The 16557-nt window shown below is 62.2% G+C and carries 13 protein-coding genes; 4 read left to right on the top strand and 9 right to left on the bottom strand.

Annotated elements, in window-relative coordinates; genetic code table 11:
* Window positions 1-45: 45 nt before the first annotated feature.
* Window positions 46-441 (bottom strand): RcnB family protein, encoded by a 396-nt coding sequence (locus AC5WNJ_RS06625; protein ID WP_495930769.1) that lies wholly within the window; start codon window positions 439-441, stop codon window positions 46-48.
* A 792-nt stretch (window positions 442-1233) separates the two neighbouring features.
* On the opposite strand from AC5WNJ_RS06625, the gene AC5WNJ_RS06620 reads away from it, so the two are divergent.
* Window positions 1234-2994: a purine-cytosine permease family protein gene (locus tag AC5WNJ_RS06620; RefSeq protein ID WP_495930768.1), complete on the top strand. Its 1761-nt coding sequence runs from the start codon at window positions 1234-1236 to the stop codon at window positions 2992-2994.
* Between the two features lie 136 nt (window positions 2995-3130).
* Window positions 3131-4612, top strand: a complete 1482-nt coding sequence (locus AC5WNJ_RS06615; RefSeq protein ID WP_495930767.1) for a mannitol dehydrogenase family protein — start codon at window positions 3131-3133, stop codon at window positions 4610-4612.
* Window positions 4613-4731: 119 nt separating this feature from the next.
* Here the strand turns inward: AC5WNJ_RS06615 and AC5WNJ_RS06610 are convergent, their stop codons facing one another.
* The 8 genes from AC5WNJ_RS06610 to AC5WNJ_RS06575 form a co-directional block, all read right to left on the bottom strand.
* The gene (locus tag AC5WNJ_RS06610) at window positions 4732-5628 is read right to left on the bottom strand and encodes an EamA family transporter (RefSeq protein ID WP_495930766.1); all 897 of its coding nucleotides are present in this window, start codon (window positions 5626-5628) and stop codon (window positions 4732-4734) included.
* A gap of 425 nt (window positions 5629-6053) precedes the next feature.
* Window positions 6054-6872, bottom strand: a complete 819-nt coding sequence (gene phnX, locus AC5WNJ_RS06605) for a phosphonoacetaldehyde hydrolase (protein ID WP_248379005.1) — start codon at window positions 6870-6872, stop codon at window positions 6054-6056.
* Window positions 6873-6885: 13 nt separating this feature from the next.
* Complete coding sequence (locus AC5WNJ_RS06600; protein WP_495930765.1) at window positions 6886-8025, bottom strand: 2-aminoethylphosphonate--pyruvate transaminase; 1140 nt, start codon at window positions 8023-8025, stop codon at window positions 6886-6888.
* A gap of 49 nt (window positions 8026-8074) precedes the next feature.
* Window positions 8075-9766 carry a putative 2-aminoethylphosphonate ABC transporter permease subunit gene (locus tag AC5WNJ_RS06595; protein WP_495930764.1) on the bottom strand — a complete coding sequence of 564 codons (1692 nt, stop codon included), beginning with the start codon at window positions 9764-9766 and terminating at the stop codon, window positions 8075-8077.
* Window positions 9763-10953, bottom strand: a complete 1191-nt coding sequence (locus AC5WNJ_RS06590; RefSeq protein WP_495930763.1) for a putative 2-aminoethylphosphonate ABC transporter ATP-binding protein — start codon at window positions 10951-10953, stop codon at window positions 9763-9765. The genes AC5WNJ_RS06595 and AC5WNJ_RS06590 overlap by 4 nt, the downstream gene beginning before the upstream one ends.
* A 62-nt stretch (window positions 10954-11015) precedes the next feature.
* Window positions 11016-12062, bottom strand: coding sequence for a putative 2-aminoethylphosphonate ABC transporter substrate-binding protein (locus AC5WNJ_RS06585; RefSeq protein WP_131431808.1), 1047 nt, complete (start codon window positions 12060-12062; stop codon window positions 11016-11018).
* A 145-nt stretch (window positions 12063-12207) separates the two neighbouring features.
* Window positions 12208-12921 carry a UTRA domain-containing protein gene (locus tag AC5WNJ_RS06580; protein ID WP_495930762.1) on the bottom strand — a complete coding sequence of 238 codons (714 nt, stop codon included), beginning with the start codon at window positions 12919-12921 and terminating at the stop codon, window positions 12208-12210.
* Window positions 12922-13083: 162 nt separating this feature from the next.
* Window positions 13084-13293 (bottom strand): putative quinol monooxygenase, encoded by a 210-nt coding sequence (locus AC5WNJ_RS06575; protein WP_495930761.1) that lies wholly within the window; start codon window positions 13291-13293, stop codon window positions 13084-13086.
* Window positions 13294-13722: 429 nt separating this feature from the next.
* Between AC5WNJ_RS06575 and aldA the strand changes: the two genes are divergently transcribed.
* Entirely contained in the window at window positions 13723-15147 is a 1425-nt protein-coding gene (gene aldA / locus AC5WNJ_RS06570; RefSeq protein ID WP_495930760.1) for an aldehyde dehydrogenase, read from the top strand.
* A gap of 172 nt (window positions 15148-15319) precedes the next feature.
* Window positions 15320-16555 (top strand): mandelate racemase/muconate lactonizing enzyme family protein, encoded by a 1236-nt coding sequence (locus AC5WNJ_RS06565; RefSeq protein WP_495930759.1) that lies wholly within the window; start codon window positions 15320-15322, stop codon window positions 16553-16555.
* The last annotated feature ends 2 nt before the right edge of the window (window positions 16556-16557 follow it).

Raw genomic sequence — 16557 nt, 5'->3', positions numbered from 1 at the left:
CTTGTCTTTGGTCTTGCTGTCTGACGTCTGACCATGCGGCAGAAATCAGCGATTGAGAATGATGGCCGTGATCGCGCCACCCGCCACCGCCGCCAGTACATAGCGCCCGTCGATGTTGAGCCAGCGATGCCCACGCGGCGGCTTGGATAGGTGGTGATGGTGCCAGTCCTTCACCCAGTAGCGGCTGTCGGAATAGTAATGACGCGGCAGATGATCGCCACGGCGCCACTGGTGATGATGTCGCGCCTCATGACGGTGGCGTTCGTGGTGACGCTTCTGCTTGTAGTGCTTCTTGTGATGTTTTCCATGATGGCCGCGGTCGTGGTGGCCATGCCCACGGTCATGATGCCCATGGCCTCTATCGTGCGGTCCTGCTTGAGCCAGTGGGGCTCCCAGCAGCGTGAATATCATCATCAGAATGGTCAGTGTGCGCGTTCGCATGGCTGGCCTCCTCGCCTTGCCCCGTCGCCAATCAAGCGCCGAGAGCTGTGTTGGGGGCTTCCTGGTTAGGAAACAGTGTTGCGCAACCTTAGCGAGAACCGGGGAACGCCGCAAGATGTCTCATTTTCCTCGTTATTTGTCGTTATTTCATTCACTTGCCGTCGCATTGTGCCGATACTGATGTCGTCACTGACCAACACCCACCTTTATATGTCGCCACCTCTATAGCGCTCTCTATAGTGCTCTCTCGCAGCGACCCGACTTTCGCTGCCCTCCCCGCTTCCCTTACCGTTACTCCTTTTCCTCTCTCGACTCTCGAGCCTCGATCAGGAGACTGCTGAGGCATGGCAAGAAAGCGACGATGCCTGGTACGCCGGTCGCACCACATCGGTGCAAGACCACCCTCAAAGATGGGGGATATCTGACCCTGGATCGTTGTCCGTTTAGCCAGGACACAATGCTTCAGACACCGAACGAGGTGTGAGAACGGAAAAATTCACATTGCTGAATCGTGTCATTGAACCGAGACACTCCCGCGCAATCCCAGATTTCATGCGGCCTTCAGCGCATTCCTGAGGTCAATAGCCAGGATCACTCAAAGGCATAGCCCAAAGTTCAAGCACGCGGGCTTTGCGTTTTGATGACCATTCACCGATCATTTGCACCAAACCTGAGTCATTTGATCGATAATAGACGATCTACCCTCGTCATCGCCGACAGGGTCGCCAAGGCGGCTGCGTGACATCTCGGGTAGGAGCAGCAAGACAAGCCGTAAAAAAACAGGAGCCAATCATGGCCAGTACTGCGCCAGATTTGGATCGGCAGATCGCCCATATGGACGATGAGCTACTGCCGGTGCCACGTCACAAACTGCATCGGTGGCCGCACTTTGCCGGTCTCTATGCCGCAGAGCACGTTGCCGCGACCGAATTTGTCATCGGTGCCACCTTCGTGGCGCTCGGTGCGGGTATCTGGGATATCCTGCTTGGCCTGCTGATCGGTAATGGCCTCGCAGTGCTCAGCTTCTGGTTGATCACGACGCCAATCGCGATCGAAACCCGTCTGAGCCTCTTCACCTATCTTCACCGTATTGCCGGTGATTCGATGTCACGGCTCTACAACTGGGCCAACGTGATCATATTCACCGCCATCTCGGCGGCCATGATCACCGTTTCCGCCACGGCGGTCAGGCTGCTGTTCGACATTCCGGCCCAGACCCAGTCCTACCCCACCAGCTTCGAGTTCATCCTGCTGGCACTGGCCGTTGCCGCCATCGTGGTACTGGTTGCCGTCTATGGCTTCAATGCCCTGACCGAATTCGCCAGCATCTGTGCTCCCTGGCTGATGTTGATGTTCACCGTCGGCGGCATGGTGCTGCTGCCGGAGCTGACCGAATCCGTCACCGGCGAGACCACTCTTGACAGCTTCGCCACCTTGATCGAAGTCGGTGGCAGTACGGTATTCACCGGAGTCAACTCTCAAGGTGAAGCCGGCATCGGCATCTGGGAAGTCATCGGCTTCGCCTGGGCGGCCAACACCTTCTCTCACTTCGGTCTGATCGACATGGCGCTGCTGCGCTATGCCAAGCGCATGCGCTCCGGTCTCGCCACCAGCACCGGCATGATGTTCGGCCACTACGTCGCCTGGATCTCCGCCGGCCTGATGGGCGCGGCCACCGCTGCCGTCGCCGGCATCAGCATCGATGTGCTGGAACCGGGTGAAGTGGCACTGCACGCCTTGGGTGCCGCAGGCTTCGTGATCGTGGTGGTCGCAGGCTGGACAACCGCCAACGCCAACCTTTACCGCGCGGGCCTTGCCGCACAGTCGGCCATGCCGAACCTGTCGCGCAACAAGGCGACATTGGCCGTGGGAATCTGCGTTGCCGTGCTCAGCTGCTTCCCGTTCGTCTATCGCAGCATGCTGCCGCTGCTGACCTATGCGGGTCTGGTGCTGGTGCCGGTCGGCGGGATCATCTTCGCTGAGCATCACCTGTTCCCGAAACTCGGCTTCAGCCGTTACTGGGCACGCTACAAGGGCGTGAAGCACAACACGCCGGCACTGGCGACCTGGGCGCTGTCACTGATCTTCGGCTTTGGCCTCGAGATGGTCGACGTGATTCCGTTCTACTACCTGTTCCTGCCGACCTGGTTCGTCTCCATCATCCTCTACACCCTGATGGCCAGATCGGCCGGTGCTGCCGCCTCCTACCCGAAAGCCGAAGCGGCCGAGCGGGAATTCCAGGAGCGTGTCGAAGTCCTGCACGCCAAGCAGGCCGAGACCATCAACCACGCACCAGTCAAGGACACTTCGGGCTTGACCAAGGTCATCAAGGCCATCTGGATGGTGCTGGGCCTGGCGGTGCCGTTGGTCCTCGCGCTGCGCGTGCTGTTCGGCAGCCCGGACCTGGCCAGCTACGAAGCGAATCGCGAGCTGTTCTATGACGTGACCATCTGGTCGACGATCATCTACTTCATCTTCGCGTACTGGGAACTGCAGCGCAGCAAGGCGCTGTTCAACAAGCAGTCCCCGAAGCAAGCGGCCACCGCTAGCTGAGTCGGCAGGGGCTAGCCCCCTGCCATGCCAGCGGCGAAGGAAGCCTGAATCACACGGGTGACCTTCGCCGCTGGCCGTTACGACCTACCCTTTTACCCATCTCGACTCGACCGCGACACGCGGCAGGAGACCTCCCATGACCCGTCTCTCCAATGCCAGTCTGACTCAGCTGGACGCCAAGGTAGCCACTCCGAACTATGATCGCACTGCAGTCAGCGCCGGTATCGTCCACTTCGGCGTGGGCGGTTTCCATCGTGCGCACCAGGCCATGTACCTCGACGAGCTGATGAATCAGGGCAAGGCGCTGGACTGGGGCATCGTCGGCGTCGGCGTGATGCCGGGTGACCGCCGCATGCAGGAAGCCCTGGCCTCGCAGGACCACCTCTACACCGTGGTACTCAAGCACCCGGACGGCAACTATGAGCCGCGCGTGGTGGGTTCCATCATCGATTACCGCTTTGCCCCGGACTCCCCGGAGGCCGTCATCGAGCTGATGGCCGCCCCGGCGATCCGCATCGTCTCGCTGACCGTCACCGAAGGGGGCTACAACTTCCACCCGGTCAGCGGCGAATTCAATCTCGAGAACGCCAACGTCCAGCACGACCTGGCCAACCCAGGGGAAGCCAAGACCAGCTTCGGCCTGATCACCGAAGCCCTGGCACGTCGTCGCGAGCGTGGCGTCGCCCCGTTCACCGTGATGTCCTGTGACAACATCGAAGGCAACGGCAACGTCGCTCACAAGATGTTCACTGCCTACGCGCGTGCACGTGATGCAGAACTGTCGGCATGGATCGAAGCCGAAGTGCCCTTCCCCAACTCCATGGTCGACCGCATCACGCCGGTGACCACGCCGGCTGACATCGAAGAGCTGTCCTCACGATTCGGCGTGGAAGACGCCTGGCCGGTGGTCTGCGAGCCCTTCACCCAGTGGGTGCTGGAAGACCACTTCGCCAATGGCCGCCCGGCCTTTGAAGATGCCGGCGTGCAGCCGGTGGAAGATGTCGAGCCCTATGAGCTGATGAAGCTGCGTCTGCTCAATGCCGGTCACCAGGCGCTGTGCTACTTCGGCTATCTGGCCGGCTATCGCTACGCGCATGAAGCCTGCAACGACCCGCTGATCGTCGACTTCCTGCTCGGCTACATGAACGAGGAAGCTCGCCCGACGCTGGCCCAGCTGCCGGGTATCGATCTCGACGCTCATTGCCGCACGCTGATCGAGCGTTTCGCCAACCCGGAAGTCAAGGACACCCTCGCGCGTCTGTGCGCCGAGACCTCCGACCGCATTCCGAAGTTCCTGATCCCGGTGGCACACGCACAGCTCAAGACCGACGGCGAACTGCGTCGTACCGCAGCCGTCGTGGCCAGCTGGGCGCGTTATGCAGAAGGCGTGGACGAGCAAGGCGAGACCATCGAGGTGGTCGACCCGCTGAAGGACGAGCTGATGGAGCGTGCCAGCCGTCAGCGCGAAGAGCCGACTGCCTTCCTGGACAACCGCGAACTGTTCGGTGACCTGGTCGATCAGCCGCGCTTCCGCGATGCCTATCTCAAGGCCCTGAAGAGCCTGCACGACAACGGCGCACGCGCCACGCTGGAAATGCTGGTGGCAGACGCCAAGTAAGCATGGCGGTGAAGGGACTCACGACAACGTGATGCCCCGCCAGCACCCGCAGAAAGACAAAAGCGAGACAGGCAGCCGCCTGTCTCGCTTTTTTTTTGTGCCTCATGCCACGCCCTTCTTTATATCAGCGCAACGGTCCACAGCCCCGCCAGCATGATGAGGATGCCGATCCACTTGGCGATGGCCGCTCGCTCGCCCAACCAGAGTACCCCGAGCATCACGCCCAGTGGGATCGACAGTTGACGCATCGCCACGACGAGGCTGACCTCCGCCGTCAACGTCATGGCAACCAGCACCAGTCCATAGGTCGCCATCACCATCACGCCGGTCAGCACCATGCTGCCCCGCTCACCCCGCCATAGCGCGGGCAGACGGCGACGCTCTGCCGGCAGCAACATCACCAGCAGCGCGCCCCAGGCGACGGTCATGATGGCCTGCAACACCAGGAAGACAGCGCCCGCCGAGGTGGGCGAGTAACCGACACTCACCATGATATCCAGCGCCTGCTTGTCGATCAGCGAATAGCCGGTGGTGCCGACTGCTGCCAGCAGCGCGAACCCCAGTGCCGGGGTCAGATAGGTCGAGGGGCGCAGGCCCTGCGGACTGCTCAAGGGCAGCATCAACGCCCCAAGCACGATCAGCCCCATGCCGACCAGATCCAACGTAGTGAGCGCCTGACTGCCCAGTAGACTCAGTGACACCAGCGGCACCAGCACCACCGGCAAGGCCCGCGCGATGGGATACAGCACACTGACCTCACCGCGCGCATAGGCCCAGGCAAGTCCGCCCATGTAGAGCACCTGGCAGAGTCCGGTGGCCACCAGCCAGCCCCAGAACTCACCGGGCAACACGGAAAACGACGGCCCCAGCCCCAGCAGCGGCGCAAAGATCAGCGCACCACTGGCCATGGCCAGCATGAAGAAGGCCAGCGACGGTGCCCGGCCCTTGCCGAGCAGATTCCAGCCGGCATGCAGACAGACCGAGGTCAGGATGAGTCCCAGCGCCAGTGGGCTCAAGAGGCACTCACGGCAATCGAGTGGGCTTGGGCTTGGGCTTGGGCTTGGGCTTGGGCTTGGGCTTGGGCTTGGGCTTGGGCTTGGGCTTGGGCTTGGGCTTGGGCTTGGGCTTGAGCCTGAACATGAGACTGGGCCTGAGCATGAAATTGGGCGTGAGACTGAGCTTGCCTGTGCATGGAGACGGGCATGCGGAGAGACATGTGGAGATAACGGGCTTTCAGGGCAACCAGGCGGCAATCGCCAATAAGCATATGTCCTTACCTTTCGCGAGAAGGCGCCAGCCTCCGGGCCTGGTACAAGAGCCCAGGGCTGGTGCCTGAAGGGGTGGAGTGAAGTGGTGGGGTGAAATGGTAGATCAAGGTGGGCGAGCGAGCTGACAGGCAGTGCAGCGTCAGGCCTGGCGTCACCGCCCCATCACCAGGCTGTCAGGGGCGCTCACCGCGCGCCAGACGCGCCTCGATCTCGGCGATCACCTCGGGCAGCTGCGCGATGGTATCGATCATGAAGTGCGGCCCAGACGGCGCGAACTGGGCTTCGATGGCGCTGCGCCTTTCATTGAGCTCTGCCTCTGACAGGGCCATGAACGCCGCGTGATCCAGCCCCATGGCGTTGCCGGAGCAGGTCAGCGCGACCGTCCACATGCCGGCACTGCGACCTTCCAGCAGCCCCGGCGCCGTGTCATCCACCTTCACGCAAGCCGCCACGTCAGTGATGCCCAGCGCGATGACATTAGCCAGAGACTGCGCCGGAGAGGGTCGCCCCTTGGGCACCTCATCGGTGGCCACGACATGGTCCACCACCAGCCCATTGCCCTTGCCCCGTGCGACCACCTGCTCGAGCACCTCGCGGGGGTAGCCGGAGCATGAGCCGATCTTGATGCCCTTGTCGCGCAACCCGTTGATGACCTCGAGCGCACCGGGAATCAGTGCGGAGTGCGCCCCGATCTTGTCGATCTGCAGCGGCATGAAGCGCTCATAAAGCGCCGTGACATCGGCATCACTGGGGGCGTGGCCACGGGCCGCCTCGAAACGGGCCGCGATCGCAGGGTCATCACACAGGGTGCGGATGTGTTCCCATTTGCCCATGCCCATCGGGCCGCGCGCCTCTTCCAGACTGATGGCCACGCCGATTTCCGCGAAGGCCTCGACGAAGATCTGGGTCGGCGCGAAGGAGCCGAAATCCACCAGGGTGCCGGCCCAATCGAAGATGGCAGCCTGCAGACGATCCGGGGTGTGATATTGCATGTCAGTTCTCCAGTCAGTTGAGTGCGACAGCGTCAGCGCACGGGCGGGCATCGTCGACACCCAGGGTGGCCAGCGCGTCATCCACGGCGGCCAGAAGTTGATCCATCACGCGGACATCCAGCTGCCCGATGCTGCCGATGCGGAAGCTCTCCACGTCGGTGAGCTTACCCGGGTAGATGATGAAGCCACGTGCCTTGAGCTCGGCGTAGAAACGTGAAAAGTCGAAGTCCGGGTGTGCCGGGCTCAGGAAGGTGGTGATGATCGGCGACAGCCAGGCATCGTCGAGCAGAGTCGTGAAGCCGCGCTGACGCATGCCTGCCACCAGTCGCTGCATGTTGGCGTGATACCGGGCGTGGCGACCCGCGACGCCGCCCTCCTCGGCGTGTTCCTTCAGCGCCTGGTGAAACGCCGCCACCACGTGAGTCGGCGGGGTATAACGCCATTGCCCAGTGCGCTTGAGGTACTGCCATTGATCGTGCAGGTCCAGCGACAATGAGTGGCTACGCCCCTGTGCCGCCTGCAGCGCATCGCGCCGGGCGATCACGAATCCGAACCCCGGCACCCCCTCGAAGCATTTGTTGGCCGAGGAGATCAGCGCCAGAAACGGAATACGTTGCGCATCGATCTCCAGTGCCCCGAAGCCACTCATCGAATCGAGGATCAGCTCACGGCCGTGTGCTGCCACCACCTCGGCGATGGCCGCCACCGGATTGAGCATCCCGGAGCTTGTCTCGCAGTGAATCATGGCGACATGGCCGATCTCGGGCCTTGCCGCGAGTCTGTCGGCCACGGCCTTGGCACACGGCGCCTCGGCATCGCCCCACGCCAGCACGTCGCAGTCGCGCCCCATGCGGGTCAGCAGACTGACCAGCCGCTTGCCATAGGCGCCATTGACCAGCACCAGCGTCGTACTCGTCGGCTCGATCAGACTGCCCAGCGCCGCCTCGACCGCGAAGGTACCGCTGCCCTGCATCGGCACGCACTCATGGTGCTCACTGGCATTGGCACAGCGGAGCAACTGCTGGCAGATCTCGGCGGTCTTGGTGTTGAAGTCCTGATCCCAGGAGCCCCAGTCCTTCATCATGGCGGCCTTGACGCTCTCACTGGTGGTCAAGGGACCGGGAGTCAGCAGGTACGGATGTTGAATGCTCATTGGTATATACCAGTTAATTTGCACAAAAAAAAGACGGCCAACGGCGTAATCAGGTCGCCTGTCGCCAGCGTTGGGCACGGGTCAACAGCAGATGACTGACCACCGCATGCAGCAGCTTGACGCCCAGACAGGTGAAGAAGATCAGCACTGCCATGGCAGCCGCGCTGGCGAAGTGCCCGGCTTCGTCGAGATGCATCACCGCGATGGAGGCCAGTCGGGTATCGCTGTTATAGAGAAATACCACCGCCGAGACGGTCGTCATCGCGTTCATGAACAGATAGGCCGAGATATCCAGCACTGACGGCAGAGACACCGGCAATGTGATGCGGCAGAAGGTCTTCCAGAGCGGCACCTTGAGTGAGGCACCGACCGCCTCGAATTCCCCATCAAGCTGCTTGAGCGCAGTCACCGAGGTCAGATGGCAGACGGTATAGAAATGCACCAGGGTGTTGAGCACCAGAATCGCGAAGGTGCCGTAGATCCAGTTCAGCGGGTTGTCGGCCTGGTTGAAGTAGAAGATGTAGGACAGACCCAGCACCATGCCCGGCACGGCCATCGGCATCATCGCCATGAAGTGCAGCCCCTGGCGCAGCGGGCGATAGCCCTGACTCTTCTCGGTCAGCCAGGCATTGAAGAAGATGACCAGCGTGCCGATCAAGGTGACCCAGAAGGCCAGCGTCAGCGAGTTGAGCCACGCGTCCCAGCCACCGCCCGCCAGCGCCTTGAAGGCGTAGTGATCCAGGGTCAGGCTCAGGTTGTAGGGCCAGAACTGCACGAGCGAGGCATAGATGGCGGTGCCGATCACGGCCAGAATCGCGGCGGCCACGCCATAGCAGAGCAACGCGAAGACCCAGTCACGCAGCGGGCTTGGCGTCGGCTGCCAGGGCACGGCGCGCGCCGAGAGCTGCGCAACCTGACGGCGCTGGATCCAGCGGTCCACCGCGAAGGACAGCAAGGCCGGCAACAGCAGGATGACGCTGACTACCGCGCCCATCTGGAAGTTCTGCTGCCCCACCACCTGACGATAGACATCGGTGGCCAGCACACTGAACTGCCCGCCAATGATCTTCGGCACGCCGAAATCGGTGATCGCCAGCGTGAAGGCCACGAAGGCACAGGAGATGATGCCGTAGCGCGCGCCCGGCAAGGTGATGGTCAGAAAGCTGCGCCATCTGGGCGTTCCCAGCGCATCCGCGGCTTCATAGAGACGAGCATCGCTGTTGCTGAGCGCCGTCATCATGATCATCAGCGCATGCGGGAAGATCCAGAAGGTCATGCCCATCACGATGCCGATAGGGCCGTAGATGCTCTCCCCCAGCAGCACATCCTTGAACCAGCCCTGATTGCCGAACAGATACACCAGACTGATGGCTGGCAGCAGTGACGGAGCCAGTAGCGGCAGAATGGACAGCATGCGGAAGACGCGCTTGCCCGGCATGCAGGTGCGGGTGATGCCGTACGCGCACAGGAAGGCCAGACTCACCACCGTCAGGGTACTGATCAACGCGATGCTGACGGAATTGATGATCGAGCCGACCAGCGCCGGCGTCTGCACATAGCGCGCGAAGTTGGCCAGGCCGACGAAGTCGCCGCTGCGGTCCTGCACGCTCTTGATCAGCATGGTGGCCAGCGGCAACAGCAGCCCGATGACCAGCAGCGCCAGGGCCAGCAGCAACATCAACAGACGCAAGCCGGACTCGCCTGACAGCCTTCCCGACAAGGTCAATGCACGCGCCATCATGCCTGCGCCTCCACCAGCGGATACAGGCGGATCGCCTCGGACGGCAGACGCACACCCACTCGAGCGCCGACCCGCACGCCCAGTGACTCGCTGTTCTGTAGCGCCACATCCGCCGACAGTGTCTGCCCACAGCCCTCAAGCGTCAGAGTGATGCGCAGGAAGGCGCCGAGAAACTCGACGTGCTCCACCTGCGCCGACAGCCCCTCACCCACTGCGCACAGCGAGACGGCTTCCGGGCGAATGGCCAGACGCGCCTGATCCAGCCCCACAAGATCATGCACCGCACATTCCAGTCGCTGCTGGCCCAGTCGCAGGGTACTGGCGTTCTCGGGACAGCATTGCAGGAAGTTCATGCTGCCGATGAATTCGGCCACGAAGGCACTCGCCGGCTGACGGTAGATCTCGGCGGGAGTGCCGATCTGCTCGATCACACCATGGTTCATCACCACGATGCGGTCCGCCATGGCCAGGGCCTCTTCCTGGTCGTGGGTCACCATGATGGTGGTGACGCCCAGACGTGCCTGCAGCGCCTTGATCTGGCTGCGCAGATGCAGGCGTACGCGCGCATCCAGTGCCGACAGTGGCTCATCGAGCAACAGCAGCCCCGGCTCGGTCGCCAGCGCCCGCGCCAGTGCCACGCGTTGCTGCTGGCCCCCGGACAGGGCCGCCGGATACTTGCCTTCACTGCCGGCCAGGTCCACCAGGGTGAGCAGCTCCGTCACGCGACGGCGCATCGCATCACGCGCATCGCGCCGATTGCGCAGCCCATAGGCCACGTTGTCGAACACGGTGAGATTGGGGAACAGCGCATAGGACTGGAAGACGATGCCGAAGTCGCGCGCCTGCGGCGGCAGCCGCGAGATGTCCCGGTCGCGCTGGTGGATGGTGCCTTCACTCTGCGGCGCAAGCCCGGCGATGGCGCGCAGCAAGGTGGTCTTGCCACAGCCGGAGGGGCCGAGGAAGCACACGAATTCGCCTTCGCGGATCGCGAGGTCGATCTCGCTCAGGGCCGTGAACTGGCCATAGCGCTTGGTGAGGCCGCTGATCTTGAGGTGAATGCTGCCTGACGACGCAGAACGCGTGGTGAGTGCCTGAGGCGCTGCGTCACGCGCAGGCGCCCGGGCTGCAGGGGCGGATACCCCGCGCGTCGAGGCGTGATGACGCGGAGGTGCGGTCACAAGAGACATGCGAGAAACTCCCGACCCCGGCGCAAGGCGCCGGGGCAATGACGAAGGTGGCTGGGCGTGACTTACTGACTGTCGGACTTGCCGTCGTAACGGCGCTGCCATTCGGCGAGCACTGCATCCCGCTGGTTGGCCGCCTTGGCAAAGTCAGCCTCGATCATCATCTCGGTGATGTTGGCCGGATAATGCTCGATCGGCTTGGCCACCCCCGGATAGGCCACGACCGCATAGCCTTCGTTGTAGAGTTCATTGGCCGGCTTGGACACAGCCCAATCCATCAGCGTCTGCGCTGCCTCACGCTTGTCGGTGCCCTTCATGATCGCCGCGGCTTCCATGTCCCAGCCCAGCCCTTCCTCGGGGAAGACCAGGTCCACCGGTGCGCCCTGTGCCTTGAGGCGCGCGCCTCGGAAGGCGAAGGACACACCGACCACGGCCTCGCCGGAACCGGCCAGATTGCAGGGCGCGGAGCCTGAGTGGGTGTAGCGGGCAATGTTGTCGTGCAGGCGGTCCATGTACTCCCAGCCGCCCTCGTCACCCCACAGCTGCAACCAGCTGGCGACATCCAGATAGCCGGTACCGGAAGAACTCGGGTTGGGCATGATCACGTGGCCCTTGAACTCGGGACGCGTGAGGTCTTCCCAGGACGTCGGCTTGGGCACTCCCAGTCGCTCACCTTCGACGGTGTTGTAGCAGAGCGAGGCGACCCAGGCGTCCATCCCGACCCAGGACGGGTCCTGGCCATCACGGTAGGCGGGGTCGACGAACTTGGTATCCAGCGCCTCGACTCCCTTGGGGGCATAACGCGACAGCATGCCTTCCTTCTCGAGCACCAGCAGGCTGGTCGCGGCCAGGCCCCACACCACATCCGCCTGCGGGTTGTCCTTCTCGGCAAGCAATCGTGCGGTGATCACGCCCGTGGAGTCGCGTACCCATTTGATGTCGATATCCGGGTGCGCCTGCTGGAAGCGCTCGGCATATTTCTGCAGATCATCGGACTCCACCGCGGTATAGACGGTGAGCTCGGTGGCCGCCTGGGCATTGAGGGAAACGACCAGACCAACGGCACTGGCCAGCAAGGAACGGGTGAGGAAGGAACGGGTCAAGAAGGACATCGGGACTCTCCAACGCTTGGAATGAATGGCTCTCGCCATCTGGTATATACCAAGAGTATGAGCGGGCCGAATGACACCCCCGTGACAGTCAGTTGAAGGCCCAGTGAAACAGTGTTACCTCATATAGTGTCCCTGCAGCGCGGGTTCAGGGCTTGTTCTTGAGCGTGACGGTGATGCACAGCGCATTGTGCAGCCAGCGCTCTTCGTCATAGCCGATGGGACGATGCTGCTCATCGAAGGTGGCCCGACGCACGGTCAGCCCGGGGCTGCCCATGGCGACCCCCAGCTCCCGGGCGGCCTGCTCTCCCAGCGACTCGGAGTAGAAGCGCAGCTCACGGTGGGCCAGCGTGAGGCCGTAGCGCCCACGCAGCTCCGCCCACAGTGACACCCCGAACTGGCCCTCCTCGAGCAGCCCCGGGGCACGCTCCGGCACCACCCACATCGACTCGCTGAGCACGGCTCGCTCATCCACGAAACGCCGGCGGCGAATATGATAGAGCGGTGTCTGGGTCGCCAGGCCCAGCGCTTGAGCAGCCGGTGGGTAGGCCTGAACATCGGTCAGCAGCACTTCCGTGCGTGGCCGCCGCCCCTGCGCCGTCACATAGTCATTGAAGCCGGAGTCACGCGTGGGGTCGTAATCCAGCCGCGGCGGCGACACGAACCACCCACGCCGATTGCTGCGATGAATGCGCCCTTCCCCCTCCAGCTGCCCCAACGCCTGACGCAACGTCACGCGCGTGGTATCGAAGCGCTCGGCCAGCACGCGTTCAGAAGGCAATCGCCCCTCTTCAAAGGCATCAGGGTCCTTCAGCTGTTCGCGCAGGCGATCGGTAAGGTGGAGGTAATACGCATCACTCATGACGAGGAGTCCTGACCAAAGATGAAGAGGGTTGCCACTACCGGGTAATAACATGGCGCCGCTTGCCCCGCCGGCGAAGAAAATGCCCGGGACTCTGCGCCGACAAACGGCTGGATGCTCCAGAAACTATCACATTCGCGTGACTCGCACTGGCCTGCCAGCTTATGTGCCGCTGACGCTGCAGGATTTCATGACAGCCGCCTGGTTGAGCTCACAGGCGTGGATGGCGGTGGGAGAATCCTTGGCCGCGAAGAAACGCATTTCCAGCATCCCCGGTTCAGCCGCTGAGCCCAGCTTGTTGTCAGCCAAGGCCTGCTTGAAGGTATTGAGTTGTTCGGGCTTGACGTCAAATTTCACGATCAAGGTGAGCATGGAGATGCCCCTTATAGTCAATGGTTGTCATCGGCCCAACGGCAAGAGCTGTTGCGTCACGTGGCAGCAGGCCTGTCTCGGGAAGTGACTGACACTATCTTTCGCTGCCTAGCTGAAAAACCCGCGGCACGGAGAAAGACTTTCAATGAAACCTTGAACAAGGAAACGTTGGAGTACCCGGCAACAAGGCTGACCAGTTGGTGCTGAACGCACTGCCAGGACGCTGATTTCCCTGTTTCCAGACTGATGGCCATGGGTAGGCAATGGCGTACGAAATCATCTTCACGCCATTCCCACCAGCAGTACTCTCCCACCCATAACTCCCGCAAAAAATTCTATATACGGAAATCTATTTCTACATGTGAAAAACAATTTGACACCTTTGACGTCACTTCATAGCCTGTAGGCCAAATTCAGGAGGAGTGATGCATGCGCACTGACAAGAACTTCATCAACAACGAATTCGTCGCCTCATCCCAGGGCGAGATGATTTCGGTCTACAACCCGGCCACCGAAGCACTGGTAGGTCAGGTGCAGGCAGCAACCACTGACGAAGCGCTTGAAGCGGTGAGCATTGCGGCCAAGGCTCAGAAGGGCTGGCGTGCCAAGACCAGCACCGAGCGTGCCGGCTACATGCACAAGCTTGCCGAGGCTTTGATGACGCGCAAGGATGCCATCGGCCAGGCATTGGCAGATGAGTCCGGCAAGAGTCTGGAAGACGCCACCAATGAAGCCGTCTACGCCGCCGACATCACGCGCTACCACGCCGAGTGGGCACGTCGTATCGAGGGCGAGATCGTCCCCAGCGACACCCCCAATGAAAGCCTGCTGCTGCAGCGTGAGCCCATCGGCGTCGTGGCCTGCCTGATTCCGTTCAACTACCCGGTCTTCACCCTGCTGCGCAAGATCGCCCCGGCGCTGATCACCGGCAATGCCGTGGTCGTGCGTCCGAGCAACAACACCCCGACCTCCGCCTTCGAGATCGCCAAGGCGATTCAGGATGCCGGCATTCCGGCAGGCATCGTCAACATCCTGGCGATGGACCACGGCACCGCAGAAGCCGTCTGCACGCACCCCAAGGTGGGCATGATCACCCTGACCGGCAGCGTCGGCGCCGGTCGCAAGGTGCTGGAATATTCCCAGGTCAACATCGCCAAGTCCTCGCTGGAACTGGGCGGAAAGTCACCGGCCATCGTCGAGCCGGATGCCGACCTGGCCAAGGCAGCGGCACAGATCGCGGCCTCTACCCTCACCAACTGTGGCCAGCTGTGTACCGCCATCGAGCGTGTCTATGTGCACGAATCCGTCTATGACGATTTCGTCGCCCAGCTGAAGCAGCAGATGGAAGGCGTCAAGTTCGGCAACCGTCTGGAAGATGCCAGCCTGATGGGGCCGCTGATCAACGAGAATTCCCGTCTCAACATCCATCAGATGGTGGAACGCGCCATCGATGACGGCGCCACTCTGGAAATCGGCGGTTATATCCCCGAGGGCAAGGGTCACTTCTACCCGCCGACCTTGCTGACCGGTTGCCGCCAGGACATGGAGATCGTGCAGGAAGAGATCTTCGGCCCGGTACTGCCGGTGCTGACCTACAGCGATGTGGACGAGGCGCTGGCACTGGCCAATGACCACCAGTTCGGTCTGGCCTCCGTGGTCTTCACCGAGAACTATCGCACCGCCATGAAGGTCGCCAACAACATCGAAGCCGGCGAGCTCTACATCAACCGCACCCCGGCGGACCCCTACCAGGGCTACCACGCCGGCTGGAAGCGCTCTGGCCTGGGCGGTGATGATGGCAAGCACGGCATGCTCGACTACACCCAGACCCGTCTGGTCGTGATGAACTACTGATCACGCCATTCCGTCTTGACTGTCACGCCTTCGGGGAACCCTCTCCCCGGAGGCGCTGACGCCCTACCCCATTTCTTTCCGGAAGCGCGCTGTTGGCGTCGAATGTCTGCATGCCAGGCAGTGCGCTCCCACACCATCCTGCTAGCCAGTGACCACTGAAAGGCCTGCCACCATGAAAGTTGTCAGTTGCGATACACACATCGTCGCCACTCCGCCGCCCCACGTCGGCGGCATGTACTGGATCTTCGTTCAGCTACGTACCGCTTGCGGCATCGAAGGGGTCGGTGAAGTCTATGCCGCCACCTTCCATCCGGAAGTCATGAGCAAGGCGATCGCCGATGTCTTCTCGCGTTATCTGGAAGGCAAGAACCCGCATCATATTGAACGCCTGTACCGCGAAGCCTTCTCCAGTGGCTTCACCCAACGCCCTGATCTCACCATGATGGGTGTGCTCAGTGGTCTCGAGATGGCCTGCTGGGACATCGTCGGCAAGGCGGCCGGACTGCCGGTCTATGAGCTGATCGGGGGCAAGGTTCACGACAAGCTGCGCTCCTACACCTACCTGTACCCCAAGGATGCACGCGGCAACTATGACTATGACAACGTCGAGCTGGCTGTCGAATGCGCACTGGAAAACCGTGAGAAGGGCTTCACTGCGCTGAAGTTCGACCCGGCCGGCCCCTACACCGCCTACTCCGGCCAGATGCTGTCTCTGGAAGGCATGGACAAGAGCGCCACCTTCTGCCGCCGCATCCGCGAAGCGGTCGGCAACAGCTGTGATCTGTTGTTCGGCACCCACGGCCAGATGACGCCGGCATCCGCCATTCGTCTCGCCAAGTATCTCGAACCCTATGACCCGCTGTGGCTGGAAGAGCCGGTACCGCCGGGACAGAGCGAGGCCATGGCACGTGTGGCAGACCACACCTCCATTCCGGTCGCGACCGGTGAGCGCCTGACCACCAAGTACGAATTCCACGATGTGCTCAAGAACAACGCGGCCTCCATCCTGCAGATGAACCTGGGACGCGTCGGCGGCATTCTGGAAGGCAAGAAGATCGCGGCGCTGGCAGAAGTCCATTACGCCCAGATCGCCCCGCATCTCTACAACGGCCCGGTCGGCGCCGCGGCCAGTATCCAGCTGGCGACCGCCACGCCCAACTTCCTGATTCAGGAAAGCATCGGCACCTGGGATGGCTTCCACGCCGATGTGCTCAAGGAGAAGATCGAGTGGCGTGATGGTTACATCATCCCCTCCACCAAGCCGGGCCTGGGGGTCGAGCTGGACATGGACGTGGTCAAGGCCAATTCGCCTTACACCGGCCGGACCCTGCACCTGAGCATGGACCCGCGTCCCTATGACGTGAAGGAACAGTCCAGCACCGACTGGAAGCGCAAGCCGGAGGCGTAACG

It is taken from the genome of Cobetia sp. PDI-23MA (genome assembly GCF_059507735.1).
Note: the sequence above shows the minus strand (reverse complement) of the source record. Positions and strands in the feature narration are given on the sequence as shown.

Bases quoted from the DNA above. Each gene is read 5' to 3' on its own strand.
- AC5WNJ_RS06625 (WP_495930769.1), bottom strand. From the start codon at position 441: ATGCGAACGCGCACACTGACCATTCTGATGATGATATTCACGCTGCTG.
- AC5WNJ_RS06620 (WP_495930768.1), top strand. From the start codon at position 1,234: ATGGCCAGTACTGCGCCAGATTTGGATCGGCAGATCGCCCATATGGAC.
- AC5WNJ_RS06615 (WP_495930767.1), top strand. From the start codon at position 3,131: ATGACCCGTCTCTCCAATGCCAGTCTGACTCAGCTGGACGCCAAGGTA.
- phnX (WP_248379005.1), bottom strand. From the start codon at position 6,872: ATGCAATATCACACCCCGGATCGTCTGCAGGCTGCCATCTTCGATTGG.
- AC5WNJ_RS06600 (WP_495930765.1), bottom strand. From the start codon at position 8,025: ATGAGCATTCAACATCCGTACCTGCTGACTCCCGGTCCCTTGACCACC.
- AC5WNJ_RS06595 (WP_495930764.1), bottom strand. From the start codon at position 9,766: ATGATGGCGCGTGCATTGACCTTGTCGGGAAGGCTGTCAGGCGAGTCC.
- AC5WNJ_RS06590 (WP_495930763.1), bottom strand. From the start codon at position 10,953: ATGTCTCTTGTGACCGCACCTCCGCGTCATCACGCCTCGACGCGCGGG.
- AC5WNJ_RS06585 (WP_131431808.1), bottom strand. From the start codon at position 12,062: ATGTCCTTCTTGACCCGTTCCTTCCTCACCCGTTCCTTGCTGGCCAGT.
- AC5WNJ_RS06580 (WP_495930762.1), bottom strand. From the start codon at position 12,921: ATGAGTGATGCGTATTACCTCCACCTTACCGATCGCCTGCGCGAACAG.
- AC5WNJ_RS06575 (WP_495930761.1), bottom strand. From the start codon at position 13,293: ATGCTCACCTTGATCGTGAAATTTGACGTCAAGCCCGAACAACTCAAT.
- aldA (WP_495930760.1), top strand. From the start codon at position 13,723: ATGCGCACTGACAAGAACTTCATCAACAACGAATTCGTCGCCTCATCC.
- AC5WNJ_RS06565 (WP_495930759.1), top strand. From the start codon at position 15,320: ATGAAAGTTGTCAGTTGCGATACACACATCGTCGCCACTCCGCCGCCC.